This window comes from Castellaniella sp. WN, assembly GCF_054457555.1.
In genome coordinates this window covers 94,449-116,086 of the sequence record NZ_JBTKZC010000002.1, presented here as the reverse complement: position 1 = coordinate 116,086, position 21,638 = coordinate 94,449, and the positions used below count along the sequence as shown (strand labels likewise).

The 21,638-nt window shown below is 65.1% G+C and carries 17 protein-coding genes; 7 read left to right on the top strand and 10 right to left on the bottom strand.

Annotated features, from left to right (window positions below; translation table 11 throughout):
• Positions 1-214 precede the first annotated feature (214 nt).
• Positions 215-796 (bottom strand): hypothetical protein, encoded by a 582-nt coding sequence (locus tag ACTPOE_RS14390; RefSeq protein WP_458872933.1) that lies wholly within the window; start codon positions 794-796, stop codon positions 215-217.
• 296 nt (positions 797-1,092) lie between these two features.
• Between ACTPOE_RS14390 and ACTPOE_RS14385 the strand changes: the two genes are divergently transcribed.
• A protein-coding gene (locus ACTPOE_RS14385; RefSeq protein WP_458869997.1) for an IS3 family transposase occupies positions 1,093-2,279 on the top strand; the annotation gives its coding sequence in 2 pieces (ribosomal slippage) (positions 1,093-1,357 and positions 1,357-2,279; 1,188 coding nt in all).
• 431 nt (positions 2,280-2,710) lie between these two features.
• Here ACTPOE_RS14385 and secF read toward each other — a convergent pair.
• From secF to ACTPOE_RS14345, 8 genes are all read right to left on the bottom strand, one after another.
• Positions 2,711-3,646 (bottom strand): protein translocase subunit SecF, encoded by a 936-nt coding sequence (secF, locus tag ACTPOE_RS14380; RefSeq protein ID WP_458872932.1) that lies wholly within the window; start codon positions 3,644-3,646, stop codon positions 2,711-2,713.
• Between the two features lie 45 nt (positions 3,647-3,691).
• Positions 3,692-5,563, bottom strand: coding sequence for a protein translocase subunit SecD (gene secD, locus ACTPOE_RS14375; protein WP_458872931.1), 1,872 nt, complete (start codon positions 5,561-5,563; stop codon positions 3,692-3,694).
• A gap of 64 nt (positions 5,564-5,627) precedes the next feature.
• Entirely contained in the window at positions 5,628-5,969 is a 342-nt protein-coding gene (gene yajC / locus ACTPOE_RS14370; protein WP_323025322.1) for a preprotein translocase subunit YajC, read from the bottom strand.
• Positions 5,970-6,163: 194 nt separating this feature from the next.
• Positions 6,164-6,952 (bottom strand): alpha/beta hydrolase, encoded by a 789-nt coding sequence (locus tag ACTPOE_RS14365; RefSeq protein ID WP_458872930.1) that lies wholly within the window; start codon positions 6,950-6,952, stop codon positions 6,164-6,166.
• A gap of 80 nt (positions 6,953-7,032) precedes the next feature.
• Positions 7,033-8,169 (bottom strand): tRNA guanosine(34) transglycosylase Tgt, encoded by a 1,137-nt coding sequence (gene tgt, locus ACTPOE_RS14360; protein WP_458872929.1) that lies wholly within the window; start codon positions 8,167-8,169, stop codon positions 7,033-7,035.
• Positions 8,166-9,236 carry a tRNA preQ1(34) S-adenosylmethionine ribosyltransferase-isomerase QueA gene (gene queA / locus ACTPOE_RS14355; protein ID WP_458872928.1) on the bottom strand — a complete coding sequence of 357 codons (1,071 nt, stop codon included), beginning with the start codon at positions 9,234-9,236 and terminating at the stop codon, positions 8,166-8,168. The genes tgt and queA overlap by 4 nt, the downstream gene beginning before the upstream one ends.
• A gap of 240 nt (positions 9,237-9,476) precedes the next feature.
• Positions 9,477-10,700, bottom strand: a complete 1,224-nt coding sequence (locus ACTPOE_RS14350; RefSeq protein ID WP_458870713.1) for an IS110 family RNA-guided transposase — start codon at positions 10,698-10,700, stop codon at positions 9,477-9,479.
• Positions 10,701-11,031: 331 nt separating this feature from the next.
• Positions 11,032-12,255 carry an IS110 family RNA-guided transposase gene (locus tag ACTPOE_RS14345; protein WP_458870713.1) on the bottom strand — a complete coding sequence of 408 codons (1,224 nt, stop codon included), beginning with the start codon at positions 12,253-12,255 and terminating at the stop codon, positions 11,032-11,034.
• A 399-nt stretch (positions 12,256-12,654) separates the two neighbouring features.
• On the opposite strand from ACTPOE_RS14345, the gene dacB reads away from it, so the two are divergent.
• Together dacB and ACTPOE_RS14335 are read left to right on the top strand one after the other, a co-directional pair.
• Positions 12,655-14,112: a D-alanyl-D-alanine carboxypeptidase/D-alanyl-D-alanine endopeptidase gene (gene dacB / locus ACTPOE_RS14340; RefSeq protein WP_458872927.1), complete on the top strand. Its 1,458-nt coding sequence runs from the start codon at positions 12,655-12,657 to the stop codon at positions 14,110-14,112.
• Between the two features lie 80 nt (positions 14,113-14,192).
• A complete protein-coding gene (locus tag ACTPOE_RS14335) occupies positions 14,193-14,663 on the top strand; it encodes a MarR family winged helix-turn-helix transcriptional regulator (RefSeq protein ID WP_458872926.1) in 471 nt (156 codons plus the stop codon).
• Here ACTPOE_RS14335 and ACTPOE_RS14330 read toward each other — a convergent pair.
• A complete protein-coding gene (locus tag ACTPOE_RS14330; RefSeq protein WP_458872925.1) occupies positions 14,649-15,167 on the bottom strand; it encodes a MarR family winged helix-turn-helix transcriptional regulator in 519 nt (172 codons plus the stop codon). The genes ACTPOE_RS14335 and ACTPOE_RS14330 overlap by 15 nt on opposite strands.
• Positions 15,168-15,330: 163 nt before the next feature.
• On the opposite strand from ACTPOE_RS14330, the gene ACTPOE_RS14325 reads away from it, so the two are divergent.
• The 4 genes from ACTPOE_RS14325 to ACTPOE_RS14310 are packed head-to-tail and all read left to right on the top strand — an operon-like array spanning position 15,331 to position 21,634.
• A complete protein-coding gene (locus tag ACTPOE_RS14325) occupies positions 15,331-17,583 on the top strand; it encodes a thiamine pyrophosphate-dependent enzyme (protein WP_458872924.1) in 2,253 nt (750 codons plus the stop codon).
• A gap of 22 nt (positions 17,584-17,605) precedes the next feature.
• Complete coding sequence (locus ACTPOE_RS14320) at positions 17,606-19,186, top strand: indolepyruvate oxidoreductase subunit beta family protein (protein ID WP_458872923.1); 1,581 nt, start codon at positions 17,606-17,608, stop codon at positions 19,184-19,186.
• Between the two features lie 28 nt (positions 19,187-19,214).
• Positions 19,215-20,381 (top strand): thiolase family protein, encoded by a 1,167-nt coding sequence (locus tag ACTPOE_RS14315; protein ID WP_458872922.1) that lies wholly within the window; start codon positions 19,215-19,217, stop codon positions 20,379-20,381.
• A complete protein-coding gene (locus tag ACTPOE_RS14310; protein ID WP_458872921.1) occupies positions 20,378-21,634 on the top strand; it encodes an SDR family NAD(P)-dependent oxidoreductase in 1,257 nt (418 codons plus the stop codon). The genes ACTPOE_RS14315 and ACTPOE_RS14310 overlap by 4 nt, the downstream gene beginning before the upstream one ends.
• Positions 21,635-21,638: the final 4 nt, after the last annotated feature.

The following is a 21,638-nucleotide window of genomic DNA, read 5'->3' as shown; positions in this document are numbered from 1 at the left end:
GCACTGGATTCCCGCAGCCGTAGTGCAAAGCTACGGGTCGGGAAAGTAAGTGACGAACAATTGCTGAGATTGAGAGATGTCGAGTGTCCGGCATCAATTTCTTGAAGTCGATTGACGGCTTCTTGAAATATGGCTTCTCGAGCCGCAGCCGTCGTTTCTAAGTATGTCGGGTCATCTCACGGCGGCGCGATGACCTCGATGATGTAGAGGCCAGTCATGCGTACCCGCCATAAGGCACTCTTGTTTCCGACTCCCTCGCTTTGAGTTCGACGTTGTTGCCGGGAGCCCGATAATAAGTCTCATTATGTTTCAACTTGGGTTCCGATTCAAGCGACAAGCAGCCTCTGAGATCCACGTAGATCAACGGACGATCAAGACGCGACAAGTCGGGTACCTTCCTAAGCCTCGAGCAGTCTTTGAGATGCATCTGATTCAACGAAGCAGGCAACGACTCCGGTAGCGTCTCAAGCGACGAGCAGCCTTCGAGATGCAGCCAGGCCAACGAAGAAGGCAAGGACCCGAGCGCCTTGAGCGACTTGCAGCCGTTGAGATACAGCATGTTCACTGAATCAGGCAACGGCTCGGGTAGCGACGTAAGCTGCGTGTTCCCAATGAGGAGAGGTTTGTTGTGATGGGTATAGAAATGGTGGTTGGCATAAAAATCTTGGATCTTAGTGGCGGCTTGTCTTATGGCATTGGTTTCTTCGGGTCTGGCGGCAGTTGCTGCATCTTCCCACGCTTTTAATCCAAGAGGTTGAAAGGTGAACTTTACAGATTCCTCCTCTTCTAGGTTCAACGAACATGTCAAGCTGCGATTCTTGTAATTGCATTGCACTTGAAATCTGTGCTGAAATCCGGGGGACACTAATTCCTTCAAGCGAAAAAAGCTCTTGGCTTTTTCTTCGTTCTCGGTTTTTTCGCTCTCACGGGGGGTTGTCTGACACAGACAAGCCGTTTCGTTTGCAGTGGTTGTTGAAAGCAGGTCAAACAGAATTTTTTTTGCCTCATCCCGATTCGTGCCGCAAAACCTGAGCTTGCCCCTGAATGACGAAGTCCTTAGTTCCAGTTAAATTGGAACTCAAGGAGTAAGAAATGACAGATTTGAGAAGGCGTGCGAAGTACACGCAGGAGTTCAAGCAAGAGAGTGTGCGTCAGGTGCTGGCGGGATCGTCAATCCGTGCCGTGGCCGATTCGCTGGGGATTCCGAAGGCAAGTTTAGGCAACTGGGTACGTCAACACGAGCTCGGGGATCTAGGCCCAGGGCCCACGAAAGCGACAGCGCCAGTCTCGGTGGAACAGATGGAGATTGCCCGTCTGAAAGCTGAGAATGCCCAGCTTCGGATGGAGCGTGACATTGCAAAAAAAGCCGCGGCGTACTTTGCGCTGGACACGCTGCAAAGTACGCCTGGATTCAAAAAATGAAAGGTCGCTGGCCGATTCGTGCGATGTGCAGGGTGTTGTGTGTCAGCGAAAGCGGCTACTACGGCTGGCAGCGTTCTGGACGTGTCTCGGCAGGTACTCGCTTGCCCGATGAACGGGTACTGGCTCACATTTGCGTCATCCACCGTGAGGTAAAGGCAGAGTACGGCTGGCCGAGGATCTATCGGGAGCTTCGGCGACGTGGGCTGAAGGTAGGAAAGGAGCGGGTTCGGTTGCTGATGAAAGCCCACGGAATACGCGCTCGCGTCAAACGCAAATATGTTGTGACGACCGACAGCAGGCATGCCTTGCCAGTAGCCCCAAATCTGGTGAAGCGGCAATTCAATCCGCCGCAACCGGACCGGATCTGGTGCGGCGACATCACGTATTTGCGTACGGACCAAGGGTGGTTGTACTTGGCGGCCGTGATCGACCTGTTCAGCCGTAAGATCGTTGGCTGGAGCCTGAAGCCGCACATGCAGACCAGCTTGGTCAAGGATGCCCTGGAGATGGCCTATTTGCGCCGCCGACCGGCACCGGGACTGATCTTCCACAGCGACAGGGGCGCCCAGTATTGCAGCCATGACTTCCAGCAGGCGCTGCGCACCTGGAAGATCCATCCGTCGATGAGCAGGAAGGGAGACTGTTGGGATAATGCGCCAACAGAGAGCCTCTGGGCGCGTTTGAAGGCCGCTTGCTTTGATGGCCGAAAGTTTGCTTCCCACCGCGCAGCCAGAGTTGCCGTGATGGACTGGATTACGTTCTACAACCACCGGCGACTGCATTCGGCACTGGGCTACACCAGTCCAATGGAATACGAAAAAATCTGGCACGCGAATCACTATAAAATCGCTGCCTGAACCCCGAACTAAGGACTACGAAAAACGGGGGCAATATCAACCAGTCCGCAATCTTTGTCCACACTCTTTCTGACAGGCTACCTATGTGATCCCTGTCTTTGGCGTTCTTGATGGCTTGGATGTGATCGTGATTGATCGTAAGATTGATTCTGGTGCCGGAGACTTGAAGTGCCATTATGGATCCTGGATGAAAAGTTCAGCAAGCGCTCGACAGCGTTCGACAGCGCTCGATGCGAGGCGCTTGTGATTGGGTAACCGATGCGGGCACTGGGTTCCATCCCCGTTTCCGCGGCCGGCGGCGAAAGAAACCGGCAGTCCGAGGGATGCCGGCTTTTCGGCGGCGAAAAAAAACCGGCAATCCGAAGATTGCCGGCGCTGCATCAGATAAAAACCGCGTCTGCGCGCAGGTCGGGAGCTCAAGGCCCCCTGTCTCATCCGAGTTCGACTTCCGGCCCGTCCTTCTTGACCGGCTTGACCAGATCCTCGCGCTTGATGCCCATCCACATCGCCAGGGCCGCGGCCACGAACACCGACGAATAGATCCCGAACCAGATCCCGATCGTCAGGGCCAGCGAGAAATTGTGCAGCGTGGGGCCGCCGAAGAAGAACATCGACAGCACCATCATCTGCGTCGAGGCGTGCGTGATCACCGTCCGGGAAATGTTCTGCGTGATCGAGGCGTTGATGATTTCCCGCACCGAAGCCTTGCGCTGCTTGCGGAAGTTTTCGCGGATCCGGTCCATCACCACCACGGATTCGTTCACCGAATAGCCCAGCACCGCCAGCACCCCGGCCAGCACCGACAGCGAGAATTCCCACTGGAAGAACGCGAAGAAGCCCAGGATGATCACCACGTCGTGCAGGTTCGCCAGGGCGCACGAGGCCGCCAGCTTCCATTCGAAGCGGATGGCCAGGTACACCATGATGCCCACCACCACGAACAGCAGCGCCATCAGGCCGTTGTGCAGCAGTTCCTGGCCGACCTGCGGCCCCACGAATTCCACCCGGCGCAGCTGCACGTCCGCGTGCTGGGCCTGCAGGGCCGACAGCACGGTGCGGCTCTGGGCGGCGGTGTCCTCGTCGGGGCGCACCGGCAGGCGGATCATCACGTCCTGCGAAGTGCCGAAGTTCTGCACCTGGAAGTCCGAGTAGCCCAGCGCGTCGATCGCGGTGCGGATCTCGGCCACCGGCGCGGACTGCTCGTAGTGGACTTCCATCACCGTGCCGCCGGTGAATTCGATCGACAGGTGGAATCCCCGGGTGGCGATGAAGAAGACGGCGGCCAGAAAAGTCAGCAGGCTGATGATGTTCAGGATCAGCGCATGCCGCATGAACGGGATGGTGCGATGGATGCGGAAGAATTCCATGATGTGTCCTGGGATGCGGGGTGGACGGGCTGGGGCGCGCGCCCGTCAGTCCTGCTTGGGTTTCCAGATCTGGCCGATGGAGATCGTCTTCAGCTTGCGCTTGCGGCCATACCACAGGTTCGCCAGGGCGCGCACACCGACCACCGACGAGAACATCGAGGTCAGGATGCCGATGCAGTGCACCACGGCGAAGCCGCGCACCGGACCGGTGCCGAAGGCCAGCAGGGCGACGCCCACGATCAGGCTGGTCAGGTTGGAGTCGAAGATCGTCGCCCAGGCGCGGTCGAAGCCCAGGTGGATGGCTTGCTGGGGCGGCAGCCCGGCGCGCAGTTCCTCGCGGATGCGCTCGTTGATCAGCACGTTGGCGTCGATCGCCATCCCCAGCGTCAGGGCGATGGCGGCGATGCCGGGCAGGGTCAGCGTGGCCTGCAGCATGGACAGCGCCGCCAGCAGCAGCAGCACGTTGAAGCTCAGGCCCAGCGTGGAGAACAGGCCGAACAGGTGGTAGTACAGGATGATGAAGATCGCGATGGCGGTGAAGCCGTACAGCGTCGAATCGAAGCCCTGCTTGATGTTGGCGGCGCCCAGGCTGGGGCCGATGGTGCGCTCCTCGATGATGTGCATCGGCGCGGCCAGCGACCCGGCGCGCAGCAGCAGGGCCACGTCGGCGGCTTCCTGGGCATTCATGCTGCCGGATATCTGCACCTGGCCGCCGGGGATCTCGGAACGGATCACCGGGGCGGTGACGACCTCGCCCTTGCCGTTTTCGAACAGCACGATGGCCATGCGCTTGCCGATGTTGTCGCGCGTCACGTCGCGGAAGATGCGCGCGCCCTTGGAGTCCAGCGTCAGGTTGACGGTGGGTTGCTGGGTCTGGTGGTCGCGGCCGGGCTGGGCGTCCTGCAGGTTCTCGCCCGTCAGGATCACCTGGCGGCGCAGCAGCAGCGCGCGGCCTTCGCGGTCGGTGTAGCGTTCCAGGCCGAAGGGCACGCGGCCCGAGGCCAGGGCGGCCGTGGCGGTGGGCGAATCGTCCACCATGTGGATTTCCAGGGTGGCGGTGCGACCCAGGATGTCCTTGGCCTTGGCGACGTCCTGGACGCCGGGCAACTGGACCACGATGCGGTCGGCGCCCTGCTGCTGGATCACGGGCTCGGCCACGCCGAGCTCGTTGATGCGGTTGTGCAGCGTCTGGATGTTCTGCTTCAGGGCGTTGCCCTGGACCTGGGTGATGGCGGCGGGGCTGAGCGTGCCGTCCACCAGCCACTGGTCGCCGGACTGGCCGGTGGTGAAGACCATTTCGGGCATGGCGCGGCGCAGGGAGTCGGCGGCCGCGTCGCGGTCGGCCTCGGTGGCGAAGGTCGCGCGCACCGACTGCTGGTTGCGCTCGACGTCCTCGGCTTTGAGCTTGGCGTCGCGCAGGGTGGTGCGGGCTTCGCCGGCCATGGAGTCGTAGCGGCTGGTCAGGGCGCCCTGCATGTCCACCTGGAGCAGGAAGTGCACGCCGCCGCGCAGGTCCAGGCCCAGGTACATGGGGTGGGCGCCCAGGGACGTCAGCCAGGTCGGCGAGGCCGACATCAGGTTCAGCGCGACCGTGTAGTCGGGGTTCTGCGGGTCCGGGTTCAGGACCTTTTCGAGCTGGTCCTTGGCTTTGAGCTGCGTGTCGGTGGAATCGAAGCGCAGCCGCACCGTGCCGACCGGACCGTTCATCTCGAAGGAGCCGGCGGTCGGGTGCAGCCCGGCCTGCTCCAGGACCTGCTCGGCCCGCGACAGGGTGTTCTGATCGACCTTGATGGCCGTCTTGGCCCCCGCGATCTGGACCGCCGGCGATTCACCGTAGAGGTTGGGCAGCGTATAGAGCACGCCGATCAGGACGGCGGCCAGAACGATGAGGTATTTCCAGAGAGGGTAGCGGTTCATGGTCGATCGGGTGGGGCGGGTCTGAATGGGGCGAGGCGCCGGACGCCGGCGCCCGCCGGGCGGATCAGAGCGACTTGATCGTGCCCTTGGGCAGCACGGCGGTGACGGCGCTGCGCTGCACGATGGTTTCCACGGCCTTGTCGCCGGACTGAGCGATTTCGACGGTCAGGTAGTTGTCGCTGACCTTGCTGATCTTGCCCAGCATGCCGCCCGTCATGATGACTTCGTCGCCCTTGGCCAGGGCCTCGACCATCTTCTTGTGATCCTTCTGGCGCTTCATCTGCGGGCGGATCATCAGGAAATACAGGATGACGAACATCAGGATGATGGGCAGCATGCTCATCAGCGGGTTCGCTTCGCCGGCGGCTTGGGCCGGGATCAGGGTCAGGGTGTCGACGAGGGACATGGAGGCTCCTGCGGGGGCTATCGGGTTTGGTGGACGGACACGAGCCGCAAGGCATCGGGCTCATGATGCTCATGAGGCTCGTATATGAAATTAACTCTTGATTGTAGCGGGATATCCGGACGGGGGCATGGTAAGGAGGCGTGTCTGTAAGGAGGCGTGTCCCGCATTCGTTTCTGCGGCAAGGCCTCGCATCGCTACTTTGCCAGGATCCATGCGGCGATTTGCCGAACGACGTCGCGGTCGAGGCCGTTGAACCCGTGGTATGCGGATGCCTGACACGGATCGCCCCTGTCCACGCCGCCCTTGAAGGAGATCAACTGGCGCCTCGGCGCGGCGTTGAGCCTGGACATCAGTGCCGGCGTCTGCGAGAAGGGACAGTACTTGCAGCCGTCTTGTTCATGGTGTGCGACCAGCACGGGCACGCGGATTCTGTCCAGCGGCATGGCCGGCACGGGACGCATCCTGTCGTCCGTCAGGATCGTGGCGGTGAGGACGATGCCGTCCGGCGCCGCCGGGCCCGTCAGCTCGGTGGCCAGGTAGGCGACGGACAGGGTTCCGCGGCTGGTTCCTGCGAGCCAGACAGGCACCTTGGCGGTGTCGCGTAGCCACGCGATGACGGCTCCGGTGTCGGCGGCATGCTGGGGTGTCAGGCGGAAGCCGCCGAGAAAAGGCGGGGCCTGCCGATCCGAAGGAGCGTCGATGACGGCCACCAGGAGGCCTTGATCGGCAAACATCCGTCGTGTGCGGACAAGGAAGTTGTTTTCGCCCCATTTCATGGCGCCGTTCGCGGACAGCTGCAATCCGCCATGGCCGCCGGGGAACAGGATGACCGCCGCTTTCGGCTCGGGCGGCGAGAGCACGAGCAGCCGCTGTGTGATCCCCGGCCTTGTGGGGATGTCGACCACTTTCTGGACGATCTGGGCCTGCGCATGGGCGTGCGCCGCTACCAGCAGCGCCATGAAGAAAAGGATGAGTTTGCGCATATTGGGCTCCCGGGCGCCTGATCCGGACGCTTCGCGAGAAGCGGCGAGCCCCGATTATAGAGCGGTGGAAGACCGTGTCCTCATTCGATGCCGCGCGCCCGGTCGCGGTGGAAGGCCTCGCGCCAGGACTCGAAGCGGTCTTCTTCGATGGCCGTGCGCATGTCTTCCATCAGGCGCAGATAGAAGTGCAGATTGTGCAGGGTGTTCAGGCGGGCGCTGGTGATTTCCCCTGCGCGTTGCAGGTGATGCAGGTAGGCGCGCGAGAAATGCCGGCAGGTGTGGCAGCCGCATTCGGGATCCAGCGGGCGGGTGTCGTCGCGGTAGCGGGCGTTGCGGATCTTCAGGTCGCCATGGCGGGTGAACAGCCAGCCATTGCGCGCATTGCGGGTGGGCATGACGCAGTCGAACATGTCCACGCCCCGGCTCACGCCCTCGACCAGGTCCTCGGGCGTGCCCACGCCCATCAGGTAGCGCGGCGCCCGGGCCGGCATGCGCGGGGTCACGTGGGCCAGCACGCGCATCATGTCTTCCTTGGGCTCGCCGACCGACAGGCCGCCGATGGCGTAGCCCTCGAAGCCGATCTCCGTCAGGCCGGCCAGGGACTCGTCGCGCAGGTCCTCGTACATGCCGCCCTGGATGATGCCGAACAGGGCGTTGGGATTGCCCAGGTCCAGGAAGGCCTGGCGCGAGCGGCGCGCCCAGCGCAGCGACATGCGCATCGAGGCGGCGGCCTCTTCGTGGGTGGCGGGGCGGTCGCCGATGCGGTAGGGCGTGCATTCATCCAGCACCATGGCGATGTCGGAATTCAGGCTGCGCTGGATGCGCATCGATTCCTCGGGCGTGAGGAACAGGCGCGAACCGTCGATGGGCGAGGCGAAACGCACGCCTTCCTCGGTGATCTTGCGCATGCCGTCCAGGCTGAAGACCTGGAAGCCTCCCGAGTCGGTCAGGATCGGGCGGTCCCAGCGCATGAAGCCGTGCAGGCCGCCGTGGCGGTCCAGGATGTCGGTGCCGGGGCGCAGCCACAGGTGGAAGGTGTTGCCCAGCACGATCCGGGCGCCGATGTCCTCCAGTTCGTGCGGCAGCATGGCCTTGACGCTGCCGTAGGTGCCCACGGGCATGAAGATCGGTGTCTGGACGACGCCATGGTTCAGCGTCAGGCGGCCGCGCCGGGCGGCGCCGTCGGTGTGCAGCAGTTCGAATCGGAGTCCGGTCATGGGTTCTGGGGCTGGTCTGCGGTGGCGAGGTTCTGGGCGGCCTCGATGAACATGGCGTCGCCGTAGCTGAAGAAGCGGTAGCGCGATTGCACGGCGTGGGCGTAGGCGTGGCGGATCGGGTCCATGCCCGCCAGAGCGGACACCAGCATCAGCAGCGTCGATTGCGGCAGGTGGAAATTGGTGATCAGGGCGTCGACGTTCGAGAACCGGTAGCCGGGCGTGATGAACAGCCGGGTGTCGCCTTCGCAGGCGCGCTCGCCGTCGCCGTCGCGGGCGGCGGCTTCCAGGGATCGCACGCTGGTCGTGCCCACGGCGACTACGCGACCGCCGCGCGCGCGGGTCTCGCGGATGCGGCGCAGGGTCTCGGCCGGCACGGCGTAGCGTTCCGCGTGCATGACGTGCTCGCTGATGCGCGCGACGCGCACCGGCTGGAAGGTGCCGGCGCCCACGTGCAGGGTGACGAAGGCCCGCTCCACCCCCATGGCCTCCAGACGGTCGAGCATGGCCTGGTCGAAGTGCAGGCCGGCGGTCGGCGCGGCCACGGCGCCCGGTTTGTCGGCGTAGACGGTCTGGTAGCGCGCCTCGTCCTCGCCGTCGGCGCCGTGCGTGATATAGGGCGGCAGGGGCACGCTGCCGTGGCGTTCCAGCAGTTCCAGCACGGGGGCCGGGAAGGCCAGCTCGAACAGTTCGTCCCGGCGGCCCAGGACCTCGGCCTGGAGGGCGTCCTCGGCGAGGATCAGGCGCGTGCCCGGGCGGGGCGACTTGCTGGCGCGCACGTGCGCCAGGGCGCGCCGGGGCTCGGTGATGCGTTCGACCAGGACTTCGACCTGGCCGCCGCTGTCCTTGCGGCCTCGCAGGCGCGCCTTGATGACGCGGGTGTCGTTGAAGACCAGCAGGTCGCCCGCGCGCAGCAGGCCGGGCAGGTCGGTGAACCGCCGGTCGTGCGGGCGGCCGGCGCCGTCCAGGTGCAGCAGCCGGCTGGCGTCGCGCCGCTCGGCGGGGTGCTGGGCGATGAGTTCGGGGGGGAGTTCGTAGTCGAACTGCGAAATGTCGAGGGAATCGGTCACGGGCGATCCGGGTGCCGGTGAGGGAGCCTCTGAATAAGTCGGGCGGCGAGCGGGCGCCGTGGCTCGCCCGAGACCGCGGATGCACGCGGCGCGAGGACTTGTTCAGAGGCTCCCCTGGGGTCCCGGGGAAGGGAAAAGTCGGGGGGATGGAAATCGGGGGTATTTTAGCGTGAAAGACAGGCATTTCTGACCGAGCGCCCCCCCAGCCATCGAAGGCTGTAAGGGCTAGGGCGGTGCGGCTCAGGCGCTGGCAGGTTGGATAAATCCGAACTTGGTCAGAGCCTTGATCCAGCGTGGAGCGTTGCGTTGAACGGATAGGGCCTCATAGTCGGTGGCGCTGTCCCGGTAGTGTTCGCCACGCTGGAGTATGAAGAAGATCGTTCGCAGTATTTTGTGGCCGATGGCGATGATGGCCCGTTTATAGCCACGGCGCACCATCAAGGCCTGGAATTTCGATTTGAAGACGGATTGAGTACGGCTAGCGGCGTGAGCGAACTCGCACAACAGGCGCCGGACATACAGATTGCCCTTGCGAACACGACCGGATTTACGCTTGCCGGCTGATTCGTTGTTGCCGGGGCAGATGCCGACCCAGGAGGCAAGACGATCGGCACTACCAAAGACATCCATGTCGGAGCCGATTTCGACCAACAGCATGGCAGCCCCGATCTGATCGACGCCGGGAATGGTTTGCAGCAGGGCCAAGGCGTTGTGTTCGGATTTCAGTTCGGCGAGCAGCCGGGTATCGAAGCGAACGATACGGGCCTCGATTTCCTCGACATGCTGCATCAGTTCATCCAGGACGAAGTGATGGCTGGCCGTCAGGTCGCCTTGCAGGGCGTCGAAGATTTCCTCGCGGCTGGCCTTCAGGCGGCGACTGGCAAGCTTGAGCACCTCCTGCGGCGCTTGTCCGGCGATGATCGCCTTGACCATGGCGCGTGCCGACTGGCCGTGCAGATCACTGACCACCACCCCCAGGCGCACGCCGCTATCGGTGAGCACCTTGTGCAGACGGTTCTTCTCGCTGGCCAGTTGCCCGACAAGTTTCTGTCGTTGGCGGGCGATCAGGCGCAGTTCCCGCAGCTTGGCCGGCGGTACAAACGAGCCGCGCAGTAATCCCGCTCGCGCCAGCGTCGCTAACCAGTGGGCATCACCCACATCGGTCTTGCGGCCCGGCACGTTCTTCACATGTCGCGCATTGACCACCTTGGCGCAGATGCCACGCGCTTCCAGTGCCGCATACGGGCTCTTCCAGTAAATGCCGGTGCTCTCCATCACGACTTCGTCGGGGCGTAGTGACGCCACCCAGTCGGCCAGTTCCCGACGGTCTCGCTTGAACGCGCCGAATTGACGTTGCTCGATGCGTGCGCAGCCGTCTGCTTCCTCGATCAGCGCACAGGCCGTGATCTGCGCCTGATGAATGTCCAGACCGATCACCCGTTTGTATAACGCTCCCAGTTCCATACCACCTCCTGTCGATTAGACTTAAGGGTGGAAGGTGGCGGGTGCCGGGACTGAACGTGCCTGAAGGCGACATGTCGCCAACGGCCTGTTTAGCGTGCGCTCTCTAGGGAAGCAATCCGGGGTGCGAGTCAGTCCGGCCGGTCACGTTAGCCGCGGGGTCGAGCCGCCAAAAACTTTTACGACCTTCACCCAACACCTTCCACCCCAAAGTCTCTTTCATCTTCAGGGGTGGTGCCTACCACCATGATCGTTAGTCTAGCGTGAAAGACAGGCATTTCTGACCGAGCGCCCCCCCAGCCATCGAAGGCTGTAAGGGCTAGGGCGGTGCGGCTCAGGCGCTGGCAGGTTGGATAAATCCGAACTTGGTCAGAGCCTTGATCCAGCGTGGAGCGTTGCGTTGAACGGATAGGGCCTCATAGTCGGTGGCGCTGTCCCGGTAGTGTTCGCCACGCTGGAGTATGAAGAAGATCGTTCGCAGTATTTTGTGGCCGATGGCGATGATGGCCCGTTTATAGCCACGGCGCACCATCAAGGCCTGGAATTTCGATTTGAAGACGGATTGAGTACGGCTAGCGGCGTGAGCGAACTCGCACAACAGGCGCCGGACATACAGATTGCCCTTGCGAACACGACCGGATTTACGCTTGCCGGCTGATTCGTTGTTGCCGGGGCAGATGCCGACCCAGGAGGCAAGACGATCGGCACTACCAAAGACATCCATGTCGGAGCCGATTTCGACCAACAGCATGGCAGCCCCGATCTGATCGACGCCGGGAATGGTTTGCAGCAGGGCCAAGGCGTTGTGTTCGGATTTCAGTTCGGCGAGCAGCCGGGTATCGAAGCGAACGATACGGGCCTCGATTTCCTCGACATGCTGCATCAGTTCATCCAGGACGAAGTGATGGCTGGCCGTCAGGTCGCCTTGCAGGGCGTCGAAGATTTCCTCGCGGCTGGCCTTCAGGCGGCGACTGGCAAGCTTGAGCACCTCCTGCGGCGCTTGTCCGGCGATGATCGCCTTGACCATGGCGCGTGCCGACTGGCCGTGCAGATCACTGACCACCACCCCCAGGCGCACGCCGCTATCGGTGAGCACCTTGTGCAGACGGTTCTTCTCGCTGGCCAGTTGCCCGACAAGTTTCTGTCGTTGGCGGGCGATCAGGCGCAGTTCCCGCAGCTTGGCCGGCGGTACAAACGAGCCGCGCAGTAATCCCGCTCGCGCCAGCGTCGCTAACCAGTGGGCATCACCCACATCGGTCTTGCGGCCCGGCACGTTCTTCACATGTCGCGCATTGACCACCTTGGCGCAGATGCCACGCGCTTCCAGTGCCGCATACGGGCTCTTCCAGTAAATGCCGGTGCTCTCCATCACGACTTCGTCGGGGCGTAGTGACGCCACCCAGTCGGCCAGTTCCCGACGGTCTCGCTTGAACGCGCCGAATTGACGTTGCTCGATGCGTGCGCAGCCGTCTGCTTCCTCGATCAGCGCACAGGCCGTGATCTGCGCCTGATGAATGTCCAGACCGATCACCCGTTTGTATAACGCTCCCAGTTCCATACCACCTCCTGTCGATTAGACTTAAGGGTGGAAGGTGGCGGGTGCCGGGACTGAACGTGCCTGAAGGCGACATGTCGCCAACGGCCTGTTTAGCGTGCGCTCTCTAGGGAAGCAATCCGGGGTGCGAGTCAGTCCGGCCGGTCACGTTAGCCGCGGGGTCGAGCCGCCAAAAACTTTTACGACCTTCACCCAACACCTTCCACCCCAAAGTCTCTTTCATCTTCAGGGGTGGTGCCTACCACCATGATCGTTAGTCTGATCCGCCGTTAGTCTGATCCGCCGGCGCTCCGGCCGGCGGGGTCGCAGGTCCGGACCGGCCATCGCATTCAGCCGCATCCCGGGCGTCCGCTTTGGATTATGCTGGCGTTTTTTGTTGGTTTTCATCGGGCGGGTGATGGCATGCGGCTGGCGGGAAGGATGATGTGGGGGTCATGGCGACTGCGGCGCCTGGGCGCGGGGCTGGCGGCGTGTCTGATCGCGAGCGTGTCGCTGGATGCCGGCGCGCAGGCTCTGCCGCCGGAGCTGCAGAAGGCCTGGAAGGCCACCAAACTGCCGCTGTCCTCTCTTTCGTTGGAAATCCGCGAGGCCGGCGGCCCGGTCATCGCCCGCGTCCAGGCCGACGAGCCGCGCAATCCGGCCTCGGTGATGAAGACCGTGACCACCTGGACCGCGCTGTCGGCCCTGGGGCCGGACTACGTCTGGCGCACCCGTTTCCTGTCCGATCCGGGAGCCCGTGTCGACGAGCAGGGCACCTTGCAGGGACCGCTCTATGTCCAGGCGGCCGGGGATCCCTGGTTCCGCCAGGAAGACCTCTGGAACATGTTGCGTGAACTGCGCCTGCGGGGGGTGAAGAACCTGTCCGAGGTCGTCGTGGACCGCGGCCGCTTCGGCGACGTGGCCATCGATCCGGGTGATTTCGACGACTCCCCCGACCGTCCCTACAATGCCAGTCCCGATGCGATGATGGTCAACTTCGGCGCGACCCGGCTGGTGTTCCTGCCCGACGCCAGGTCGCGCCAGTGGATTCCCCTGCTCGATCCGCCGACCCGCGATGTGCGTGTCGAGGGCCGGCCCGAATGGCTGGACGGCGTGTGCAAGGGCTCGCCCGCCGTGGCGGCCGACGTCCGGCCCGATGGTCCCCGGTCCGTCATCCACGTCTCCGGCAAGGCTGTCGGCGAATGCGGCGAGTTCAGCGTATACCGCCTGGCCGGCAGCCAGGACGACCATTTCGAGGCGCTGTTCCGCCTGCTCTGGCGCGAACTGGGCGGCACGCTGTCGCGCGGCATCCGTGACGGTCGCGCGCCCGCGCGGGCCGCGGTGCTGGCCTGGCACGATTCGCCTTCGCTGGCCGACGTGATCCGCCAGATCAACAAGTACAGCAATAACGTCATGGCCCGCATGACTTTGCTGACCCTGGGCGCGGAACTCAACGGCCCGGGCGCCACGCCGGATAGCGGCGGACGGGCGGTCCGGCAGATCCTGAAGAACCAGGGCGTGGACACGGCCGGCTGGGTGCTGGACAATGGTTCGGGCCTGTCGCGCCAGGGCCGCATCACGGCGCACGGCCTGGCGCAGATGCTCGACGTGGCCTGGCGCTCGCCGATGATGCCGGAATTCGTCTCCTCGCTGGCGATCTCGGGGGTGGATGGCACGGTGCGCCGCCGCCTGCGCTCGGAGGACACGCGCGGCCAGGCGCACCTGAAGACCGGCACCCTGCGCGATTCGCGCGCGCTGGCCGGCTACGTGCGCGGCGCCAGCGGCAAGCGCTACATCCTGGTCAGCCTGGTCAACAGTCCCGGCGCCGCCGCCGTGCGGCCATTCGACGATGCGGTCGTCGAATGGCTGGCGGCGCGCTGAGACATCCCTTTTCTTCCCTGCCCTTCGCGCCGAGGCGGATCCTCGGCGCCGTTGACACCTTGTTAAATCAGGCGGAAATCATGGTTGACGACGACCCGCGGCGCTTCATCCCGGAAGGCGGAGACTTCCATTACGACGAGTTTCCGTTCTACTGGCTGGTCCGAGTCCACGCCCTCTATACGCTCGAACTCGAAAAGGTGCTCAAGCGCCTGAAGACCGGCATCCCCCAGCGGCGGGTCCTGATCGTCCTGCGGCGGCACGGGGTCGTCAGTGTATCCATGCTGGCCATGCACGTGGTCATCAAACCCTCGACGCTGACGCGCATCCTCCAGCGGATGCGCGAGGCGGGGCTGATCGAGATGCGCACGAACTCGGAGGACGCGCGCGTGACGGACGTCCTGATCACCCCCCAGGGCGAGGACCTGGCCGCCCGGATCGAGGAGGCGACCCGCGGGATCTTCGTCCGCGGCTATCGGGGCCTGGATGCCGGCGAACTGGAGCGCTTGATGACAGTGCTGCGGCGCATGTTCGTCAACCTATCCGAGCACTGAGTCGGACAGGGCGTCTTCGCCGGCGGTCCCGTGTCCGCCAGGCCGTCCCGCGTGCAGGTCGATGATCTGGCGCAGCGTCTTCTTCAGTTCCTCGGCGCGGGCGAGTCCGAAGGGCTCCAGGACGCGGCTTTCGTGCTCGCGCGCCAGCTTGATCAGGCGTTCGATCGTCCGGGATCCCCGGGGCGTGATGCGCACCAGAGTGATGCGCCGATCGCTCGGGTGGGGCAGCCGCTCGACCTGGCCCTTCGATTCCATGCGGTCCAGCAGACGGGTGATGGTGGGCTGTTTAGTGACGGTGACCTGGGCCAGATCACCGATGCTGATGGGGTCGCCGTCGGCCAGGGAGGCCATCACGCGCCATTCGGACACCGAAAAGCCATGCTGGCGGACCACCTCGTGAAATTCTCCCGAAATGAGCTGGCTTGCCAGCGCCAGCAGCGCGGGCAGATAGCCGTCGACGAAGCGGGCGGTGACGGACGGGCTGGATTCCGTGGCGTGTGGCATTTGATTCCTATCGTGAACGGCGGCCTCAATTCTATGCCCGTCCGATGGCGGCCGGGCATAGGCTTAGGGTAAATCATGATAATGAATAAGTTCATTTATAAAATATAATCCGCTCCAGAGTCGTCCCTGAGAGACGGCGGATCCACGGTTCTGGAGCGAGACAATGGCTGAACGGTCGTTTGTTGCCGAAGTCGAGAAATTGCGATTGCCGGCGGGGGAGGTCTTCCGGGGCGAAGGCATCCTCGCCGTCACCAAGGCGTTGCTGGAATCCGGCGTAGCCTATGTCGCGGGTTACCAGGGCGCACCCATCTCGCACCTGATGGACGTCCTCGCGGATGCGCAGGACATCCTGGCCGAGTACGGCATCCGCTTCGAGAACAGCGCCAGCGAAGCCACGGCGGCGGCGACGCTGTCGGCGTCGGTGAACTATCCTCTGCGCGGCGCGGTCACGTTCAAGGCCACGGTCGGCACCAACGTGGCCTCCGATGCGCTGGCGAACCTGTCCTCGGGCGGGGTCACGGGCGGCGCGCTCGTGATCGTGGGCGAGGACTATGGAGAGGGTTCCTCGATCATGCAGGAGCGCAGCCATGCCTTCGCCATGAAATCCCAGATCTGGCTGCTGGACCCGCGTCCGAACTTGCCCTGCATCGTGCGGGCGGTCAAGGACGGTTTCGACCTGTCCGAGGCCAGCCATACGCCGGTCATGCTGCAGATGCGCATCCGCTCCTGCCATTTGCACGGGCAGTTCATCGCGTCGGACAACCGGGCCCCGGCGTTCTCCGTGCGCGATGCGCTGGAAAACCCCGTGCGGGACGTCGGCCGCATCGTGTTGCCCCCGGCCAGCTTCGTCCATGAAAAGGAAAAGATCGAAGAACGCTGGCCCGCGGCCGTGCGCTTCATCCAGGAGCGTCGGCTCAATGAGTTCTTCTCCGAAACGGCCGCGGACGTGGGCATCGCCTTGCAGGGCGGACTCTACAACACTGTGATCCGTTCGCTGCAGCGCCTGGGGCTGGCGGACGTGTATGGCGAGTCGAAGATTCCGCTGTACGTGCTGAATGTGGCCTACCCCCTGGTGGATGAAGAGTTCGAGCGTTTCTGCCGGGGCAAGAAGGCCTTGCTGGTGCTGGAGGAAGGGCAGCCGAACTTCATCGAGCAGAACGTCGCCTCGATCGTGCTGCAACGGCGCCTGGACATCCGCCTGCATGGCAAGGATGTGCTGCCGATGGCGGGCGAATACACGGCTGTCGCGGTGCGCGCCGGGCTGCGGGCCTTCCTGGAGCAGCACGGCTGGACCCTGCCTGGGGCCGGAGCCGCGGCCCCGCAGCCGCGGGCCGCCGCGGCTGCGGCCCAGGCCCTGGCGATCGCAGAGGCCGAAGCGGACGGCCCCGCCATGGCGGCGACCGCGGTCGCCGGGGATCGCGAGGAAGACATCCCGCCGCCCCTGAGCGAAACCGTGTATCCGCGCCCGCCCGGGCTGTGCACCGGATGCCCCGAGCGCCCCATTTTTTCCGCCATCCGGCTGGTCGAGCGCGAACTGGGAGCGCACCACATCAGCGCCGACATCGGCTGTCAGCTGTTCTCCATCCTGCCGCCCTTCGATCTGGGCAATACCACCATGGGCTATGGCCTGGGCGGGGCGAGCGCCTCGGCCTTGAACGTCGCCCCGGGCGGCGCGCCCGCCAACCGCCGCGCCATCTCCATCATGGGAGACGGGGGGTTCTGGCATAACGGCCTGACCAGCGGCGTGGCCAACGCGGTGTTCAATCAGAGCGACAACCTGACCATCATCGTGGACAACAACTACACCGCCGCCACCGGCGGCCAGGACATCCTCTCCACGCACAATACCGTCAATCCGACCCGCAGCACGGGCCACGAGATCGAGGACGCCGTGCGCGGGGTGGGAGTGAAGTGGGTGCGCACGATCCGCCGCACCTACGATACCAAGGCCATGACGGCCGCCCTGCGCGAGGCGCTCACCACCCTCTCGCATGGTCCCAAGGTGCTGATCGCCCAGAGCGAGTGCATGCTCAACCGCCAGCGGCGTGAAAAGCCGCTGCGGCGCAAGGCCGTTGCCGAGGGCAGGCGCGTCGTGCGCGAGCGTTTCGGCGTCGATCCGGACACTTGCACCGGCGATCATTCCTGCATCCGCCTGTCGGGCTGTCCGTCGCTCACCATCAAGGACAACCCCGACCCGCTGCGCCAGGAGCCCGTCACAGCCGTGGAGGACACCTGCGTGGGGTGCGGCCATTGCGGCGAGGTCGCTCATGCCGCGGTCCTGTGCCCGTCGTTCTACAAGGCCAGCCTCATCGACAACCCGACGGGCTGGGACAAATGGAAGCACCGCGCGCGCGGGGCGATCATCGCCTGGTTCCAGCGCGGCCTGGCCCGCCGCCGCGACCGGTATGCATTCTAGAGCGCCGCCGGGACGATACGACATGTATTCCGAACCGATCAAAATCGCGATTCTGGCCATGGGCGGCGAAGGCGGCGGCGTGCTGGCCGACTGGATCGTCGACATGGGCGAGGAAAACGGCTGGTTCGCCCAGACCACGTCCGTGCCCGGCGTGGCGCAGCGCACTGGCGCCACCATCTATTACGTCGAGCTGTTTCCAGGGGCGGACCGGCCCGATGCCCGCCCGCCGGTGCTGGCCCAGTCGCCCATGCCGGGCGACGTGGATATTGTCCTGGCCTCCGAACTCATGGAGGCGGGGCGGGCCGTGCAGCGTGGCTTCGTCACGCCGGACCGCACGACCCTGATCGGATCCACGCACCGGGTTTATGCGATCGCCGAGAAATCGCATCTGGGGGACGGCCGGGTCGATAGCGGCGCGCTCCAGCGGCGGATCCGCCGCGAGGCCCGGCGGCTGGTCATCTTCGACATGGCCAGGACCGCGGAGCGCAACGGCAGCGTGGTCAGTGCCGTGCTGTTCGGCGCGCTCAGCGGCGCCGGGGTGCTGCCCTTCAACCGGACCCAGTTCGAAGCCACCATCGAGCGCGGCGGCGTGGGCGTCAAGGCCAGCCTGGCGGCCTTCGCAGATGCTTTCGATCAGGCGCGGCTCACGCAAAGCGAGGCTTCGCGCCCCACCGTGCGCGCCCGGGAGGGCGGACGGCTGGAGACCCCCGATAAGCCCGCCTTGCCGGATCCGGCCGCGGTGGCGCCGCGCCATCCGCGGGTGGCGCGGCTGGTCGAGCATGCCCGCGGCTATCCGGCGGATATTCAGCCCATCGTGATCGAGGGCATCCGCCGCTGCGTGGATTACCAGGATCCGGCCTACGGGCGCCTGTACCTCGACCGGCTGGATGCGCAAATGGCGGCCCCTGGCGGGAAAGATGTCGAGATGATGCGCGAAGTGGCTCGCCACCTCGCCCTGTGGATGACCTACGAGGACACCATCCGGGTGGCCGATCTCAAGATCCGCGGCAGCCGATTCCGGCGTGTGCGCGATGAAGTGCGCGCCGCCGACGAGCAGGTGCTGTCGATCTCCGAGTACATGCACCCGCGCATCGAGGAAATCTGCGAAACCCTGCCCGCCGGCCTGGGGCGCTGGCTGTCCAGGCCGCATGTCATCCATCGCCTCGTGGCCCGCTTCACTCGTGAAGGCCGTGTGGTCGCCACCAGCTCGCTGGGCGGATTTTTCCTGCTGTATGCGCTGGCGTGGTGGGGGCGCTGGCGGCGCGTCACCCTGCGCTATGCCGTCGAGACCGCGCGCATCGAGGCCTGGCTGGGGCGCCTGCGCGCGGCGGCCGCCATCGATCCCCGCCTGGCGCTGGAAGCGGCCAAATGCCAGACGCTGGTGCGCGGCTACAGCGACACGCACGAGCGGGGCCTGCGCAATTACGAAACCATCATGACGGTGCTGGACCGCCATGCGAAGGCCCTGGCGCCCGCCATCCTGCGCGAACTGCGCAATGCGGCGCTGGCCGACGAGCACGGGCGCTTCCTGCGCGACGCCCTGGTGCGCCGGGGCTTCCCGGTCGATGGGCTGTTTGCCCGGGCCGGAAGGAGCTGTCCATGAACAAGACCATGATCGGGAGGATGTCCTGATGGCGCGCCTGGGGTATGACGATGTCGCCGTGGCCGTGCCGGTCACCGTGCCTTACCAGCGCTTCTCGAACGAAGGCGCGCACTGGTTCATCGGCCAGGCCGTGCGCGGGCTGGCCGAGCGCGGCGGCGTGGCCAAAGAGTGTATCGACGGCCTGTGCCTGTCCAGCTTCTCTCTGGCGCCCGATACGGCCGTGGGCGTCACCCAGCACCTGGGCCTGTCGCCGCGCTGGCTCGATCACGTGCCCACCGGCGGGGCGTCCGGCGTCATGTGCCTGCGGCGCGCCGCCCGGGCGGTCCAGGTGGGCGATGCCGACATCGTGGCCTGCGTGGCGGCCGACACCAATCACGTGGATTCATTTCGCCAGACGCTCGGGGCGTTCAGCGACTTTGCCCGGGACGCCACCTATCCGTATGGATCGGGGGGACCCAACTCGGTCTTCGCCATGATCACGGCGCATTACATGCGCAAGTTCGGCGCCCGGCGCGAGGACTTCGGTCGCATCGCCGTTGCGCAGCGCGAGAACGCGCTGCGCAATCCCAACGCCCTGTTCAAGAAGCCGCTGACGCTGGACCAGTACATGACGGCGCGACCGATCGCCGATCCCCTGCATCTGTTCGATTGCGTCATGCCCTGCGCCGGCGCCGAGGCCTTTCTGGTGATGAAGCGGCAGCGCGCCCTCGACCTGGGGCTCGACCATGTCCTGGTGCGGGCCGCCATCGAGCGCCACAACGCGTTTTCCGATGATCCGGTGATGGTGCGCGGCGGCTGGCGCCAGGACCGCGACGATCTCTATGCGCAGGCGGGCGTCGGGCCGGACGACATCGACCTGCTGCAATCCTACGACGACTACCCCGTCATCGTGATGATGCAGTTCGAGGACCTGGGATTCTGCGACAAGGGCGAAGGCCCCGAGTTCGTGCGCGCCAACACCCTGACGGTGGACGGCAGCTTTCCCAACAATACCGGCGGCGGCCAGCTGTCGGCCGGGCAGCCGGGGGCGGCGGGGGGATTCATGGGGCTCACGGAAACGATACGCCAGTTGACGGGTCAGGCCGGCGACCGCGCCGTCGCCGGTGCGCGGCTGGGCCTGGTGGCGGGGTTCGGCATGGTGACCTACGACCGCTGCCTCTGCACCGGCGCGGTGATTCTCGGGAGCAGCCAATGACCATGCCCCTGATGCGGCCCCCGCGCAAGAATCCGGTCCTGCGCACCCGCCAAATGAATCTGCCCCCTTGGGCACGCGGCCGCGTGGCCCTGGGCATGACGGCGGCGGCCGCCGAGGGGCGCTTCGAACTGCAGGCCTGCGATGCCTGCGGGGCCGTGCAGTACCCGCCGCGCGCCGCCTGTCACCAGTGCCTGTCCAGCCGGCTCGTCTGGCGCGGGCAGGGCGGTGATGGTGAGCTGCTCGCGGAAACGACGCTGCATCACAGCAACGACCTGTTTTTCCGTGAACGTCTGCCCTGGCGCCTGGGATTCGTGCGCCTGGATGCCGGGCCCACCGTCATGGTGCATGTGCATGGCGACGTCGGCCCCGCGCCGCGGCGGGTGCGCGTGGGGGCCCGGCTCGATCGCGCCGGGCAGGCCGTCTTGATTGGATTCCCGATGGAAGGAAGTGCGAATATGGCAGACGATCCGATGCTGCGCGAAATGGGCTGCGATCCCAAGTTCCGCAAGGTGCTGGTCACCGACGGCAAGACCCCCGTGGGGCAGGCCCTCGTGCGGGCGCTGGTGGCGGCGGGGGCCGATCTGGTCTGGGTGGGCCATGCCGAGCCCTGGAAGAGGCTGGGCGGGCTGGAGGACATCGCGGCCCTGCCGCAGGTGTCGCTGGTGCCGCTGGACCTCAGCGACAATCGCAGCGTCGTCGAGCAGGCGGGCTCCATCGGCGGCAAGGTGGATATCGTCGTCAACAACGCCGAGGTGCACCGCACGCATGGGATCGCCTCGCGGCGCGGCACCGATGTCGCGCGCGCCGAGATGGACATCAATTATTTCGGCCTGCTGCGGCTCGCACAGGCGTTCGGCCCGGCGCTCAAGGGGCGCTCGGCCGACGGCACGATCAGCGCGACGGCGTGGGTCAATCTCCTGTCGATCTACGCCCTGTCGAATTTCCCGCCGCAGGGCACCTACAGCGCCAGCAAGGCGGCGGCGCATTCGCTGGCGCAGTGCCTGAGGGCGGAAATGGCGCCGGCGGGCATCCGCGTCATGAACGTCTATCCGGGGCCGGTCGACGATGAATGGAACCAGAACGTGCCGCCCCCCAAGCTGAGTCCCGAGGCCCTGGCCGCCGCCGTCGTCAGGGCACTGAAAGAGGGGATCGAGGATGTGTATCCCGGCGACGTGGCGCAGGAATGGCTGCGGCGCTGGCGCGACAATCCCAAGGTCCTGGAACGTGAACTCTCGATGAACCGTGGCGCCTGACGGC

Bases quoted from the DNA above. Each gene is read 5' to 3' on its own strand.
- secF (WP_458872932.1), bottom strand. From the start codon at position 3,646: ATGGAATTCTTCCGCATCCATCGCACCATCCCGTTCATGCGGCATGCG.
- secD (WP_458872931.1), bottom strand. From the start codon at position 5,563: ATGAACCGCTACCCTCTCTGGAAATACCTCATCGTTCTGGCCGCCGTC.
- yajC (WP_323025322.1), bottom strand. From the start codon at position 5,969: ATGTCCCTCGTCGACACCCTGACCCTGATCCCGGCCCAAGCCGCCGGC.
- ACTPOE_RS14365 (WP_458872930.1), bottom strand. From the start codon at position 6,952: ATGCGCAAACTCATCCTTTTCTTCATGGCGCTGCTGGTAGCGGCGCAC.
- tgt (WP_458872929.1), bottom strand. From the start codon at position 8,169: ATGACCGGACTCCGATTCGAACTGCTGCACACCGACGGCGCCGCCCGG.
- ACTPOE_RS14350 (WP_458870713.1), bottom strand. From the start codon at position 10,700: ATGGAACTGGGAGCGTTATACAAACGGGTGATCGGTCTGGACATTCAT.
- ACTPOE_RS14345 (WP_458870713.1), bottom strand. From the start codon at position 12,255: ATGGAACTGGGAGCGTTATACAAACGGGTGATCGGTCTGGACATTCAT.
- dacB (WP_458872927.1), top strand. From the start codon at position 12,655: ATGCGGCTGGCGGGAAGGATGATGTGGGGGTCATGGCGACTGCGGCGC.
- ACTPOE_RS14335 (WP_458872926.1), top strand. From the start codon at position 14,193: ATGGTTGACGACGACCCGCGGCGCTTCATCCCGGAAGGCGGAGACTTC.
- ACTPOE_RS14330 (WP_458872925.1), bottom strand. From the start codon at position 15,167: ATGCCACACGCCACGGAATCCAGCCCGTCCGTCACCGCCCGCTTCGTC.
- ACTPOE_RS14325 (WP_458872924.1), top strand. From the start codon at position 15,331: ATGGCTGAACGGTCGTTTGTTGCCGAAGTCGAGAAATTGCGATTGCCG.
- ACTPOE_RS14320 (WP_458872923.1), top strand. From the start codon at position 17,606: ATGTATTCCGAACCGATCAAAATCGCGATTCTGGCCATGGGCGGCGAA.
- ACTPOE_RS14315 (WP_458872922.1), top strand. From the start codon at position 19,215: ATGGCGCGCCTGGGGTATGACGATGTCGCCGTGGCCGTGCCGGTCACC.
- ACTPOE_RS14310 (WP_458872921.1), top strand. From the start codon at position 20,378: ATGACCATGCCCCTGATGCGGCCCCCGCGCAAGAATCCGGTCCTGCGC.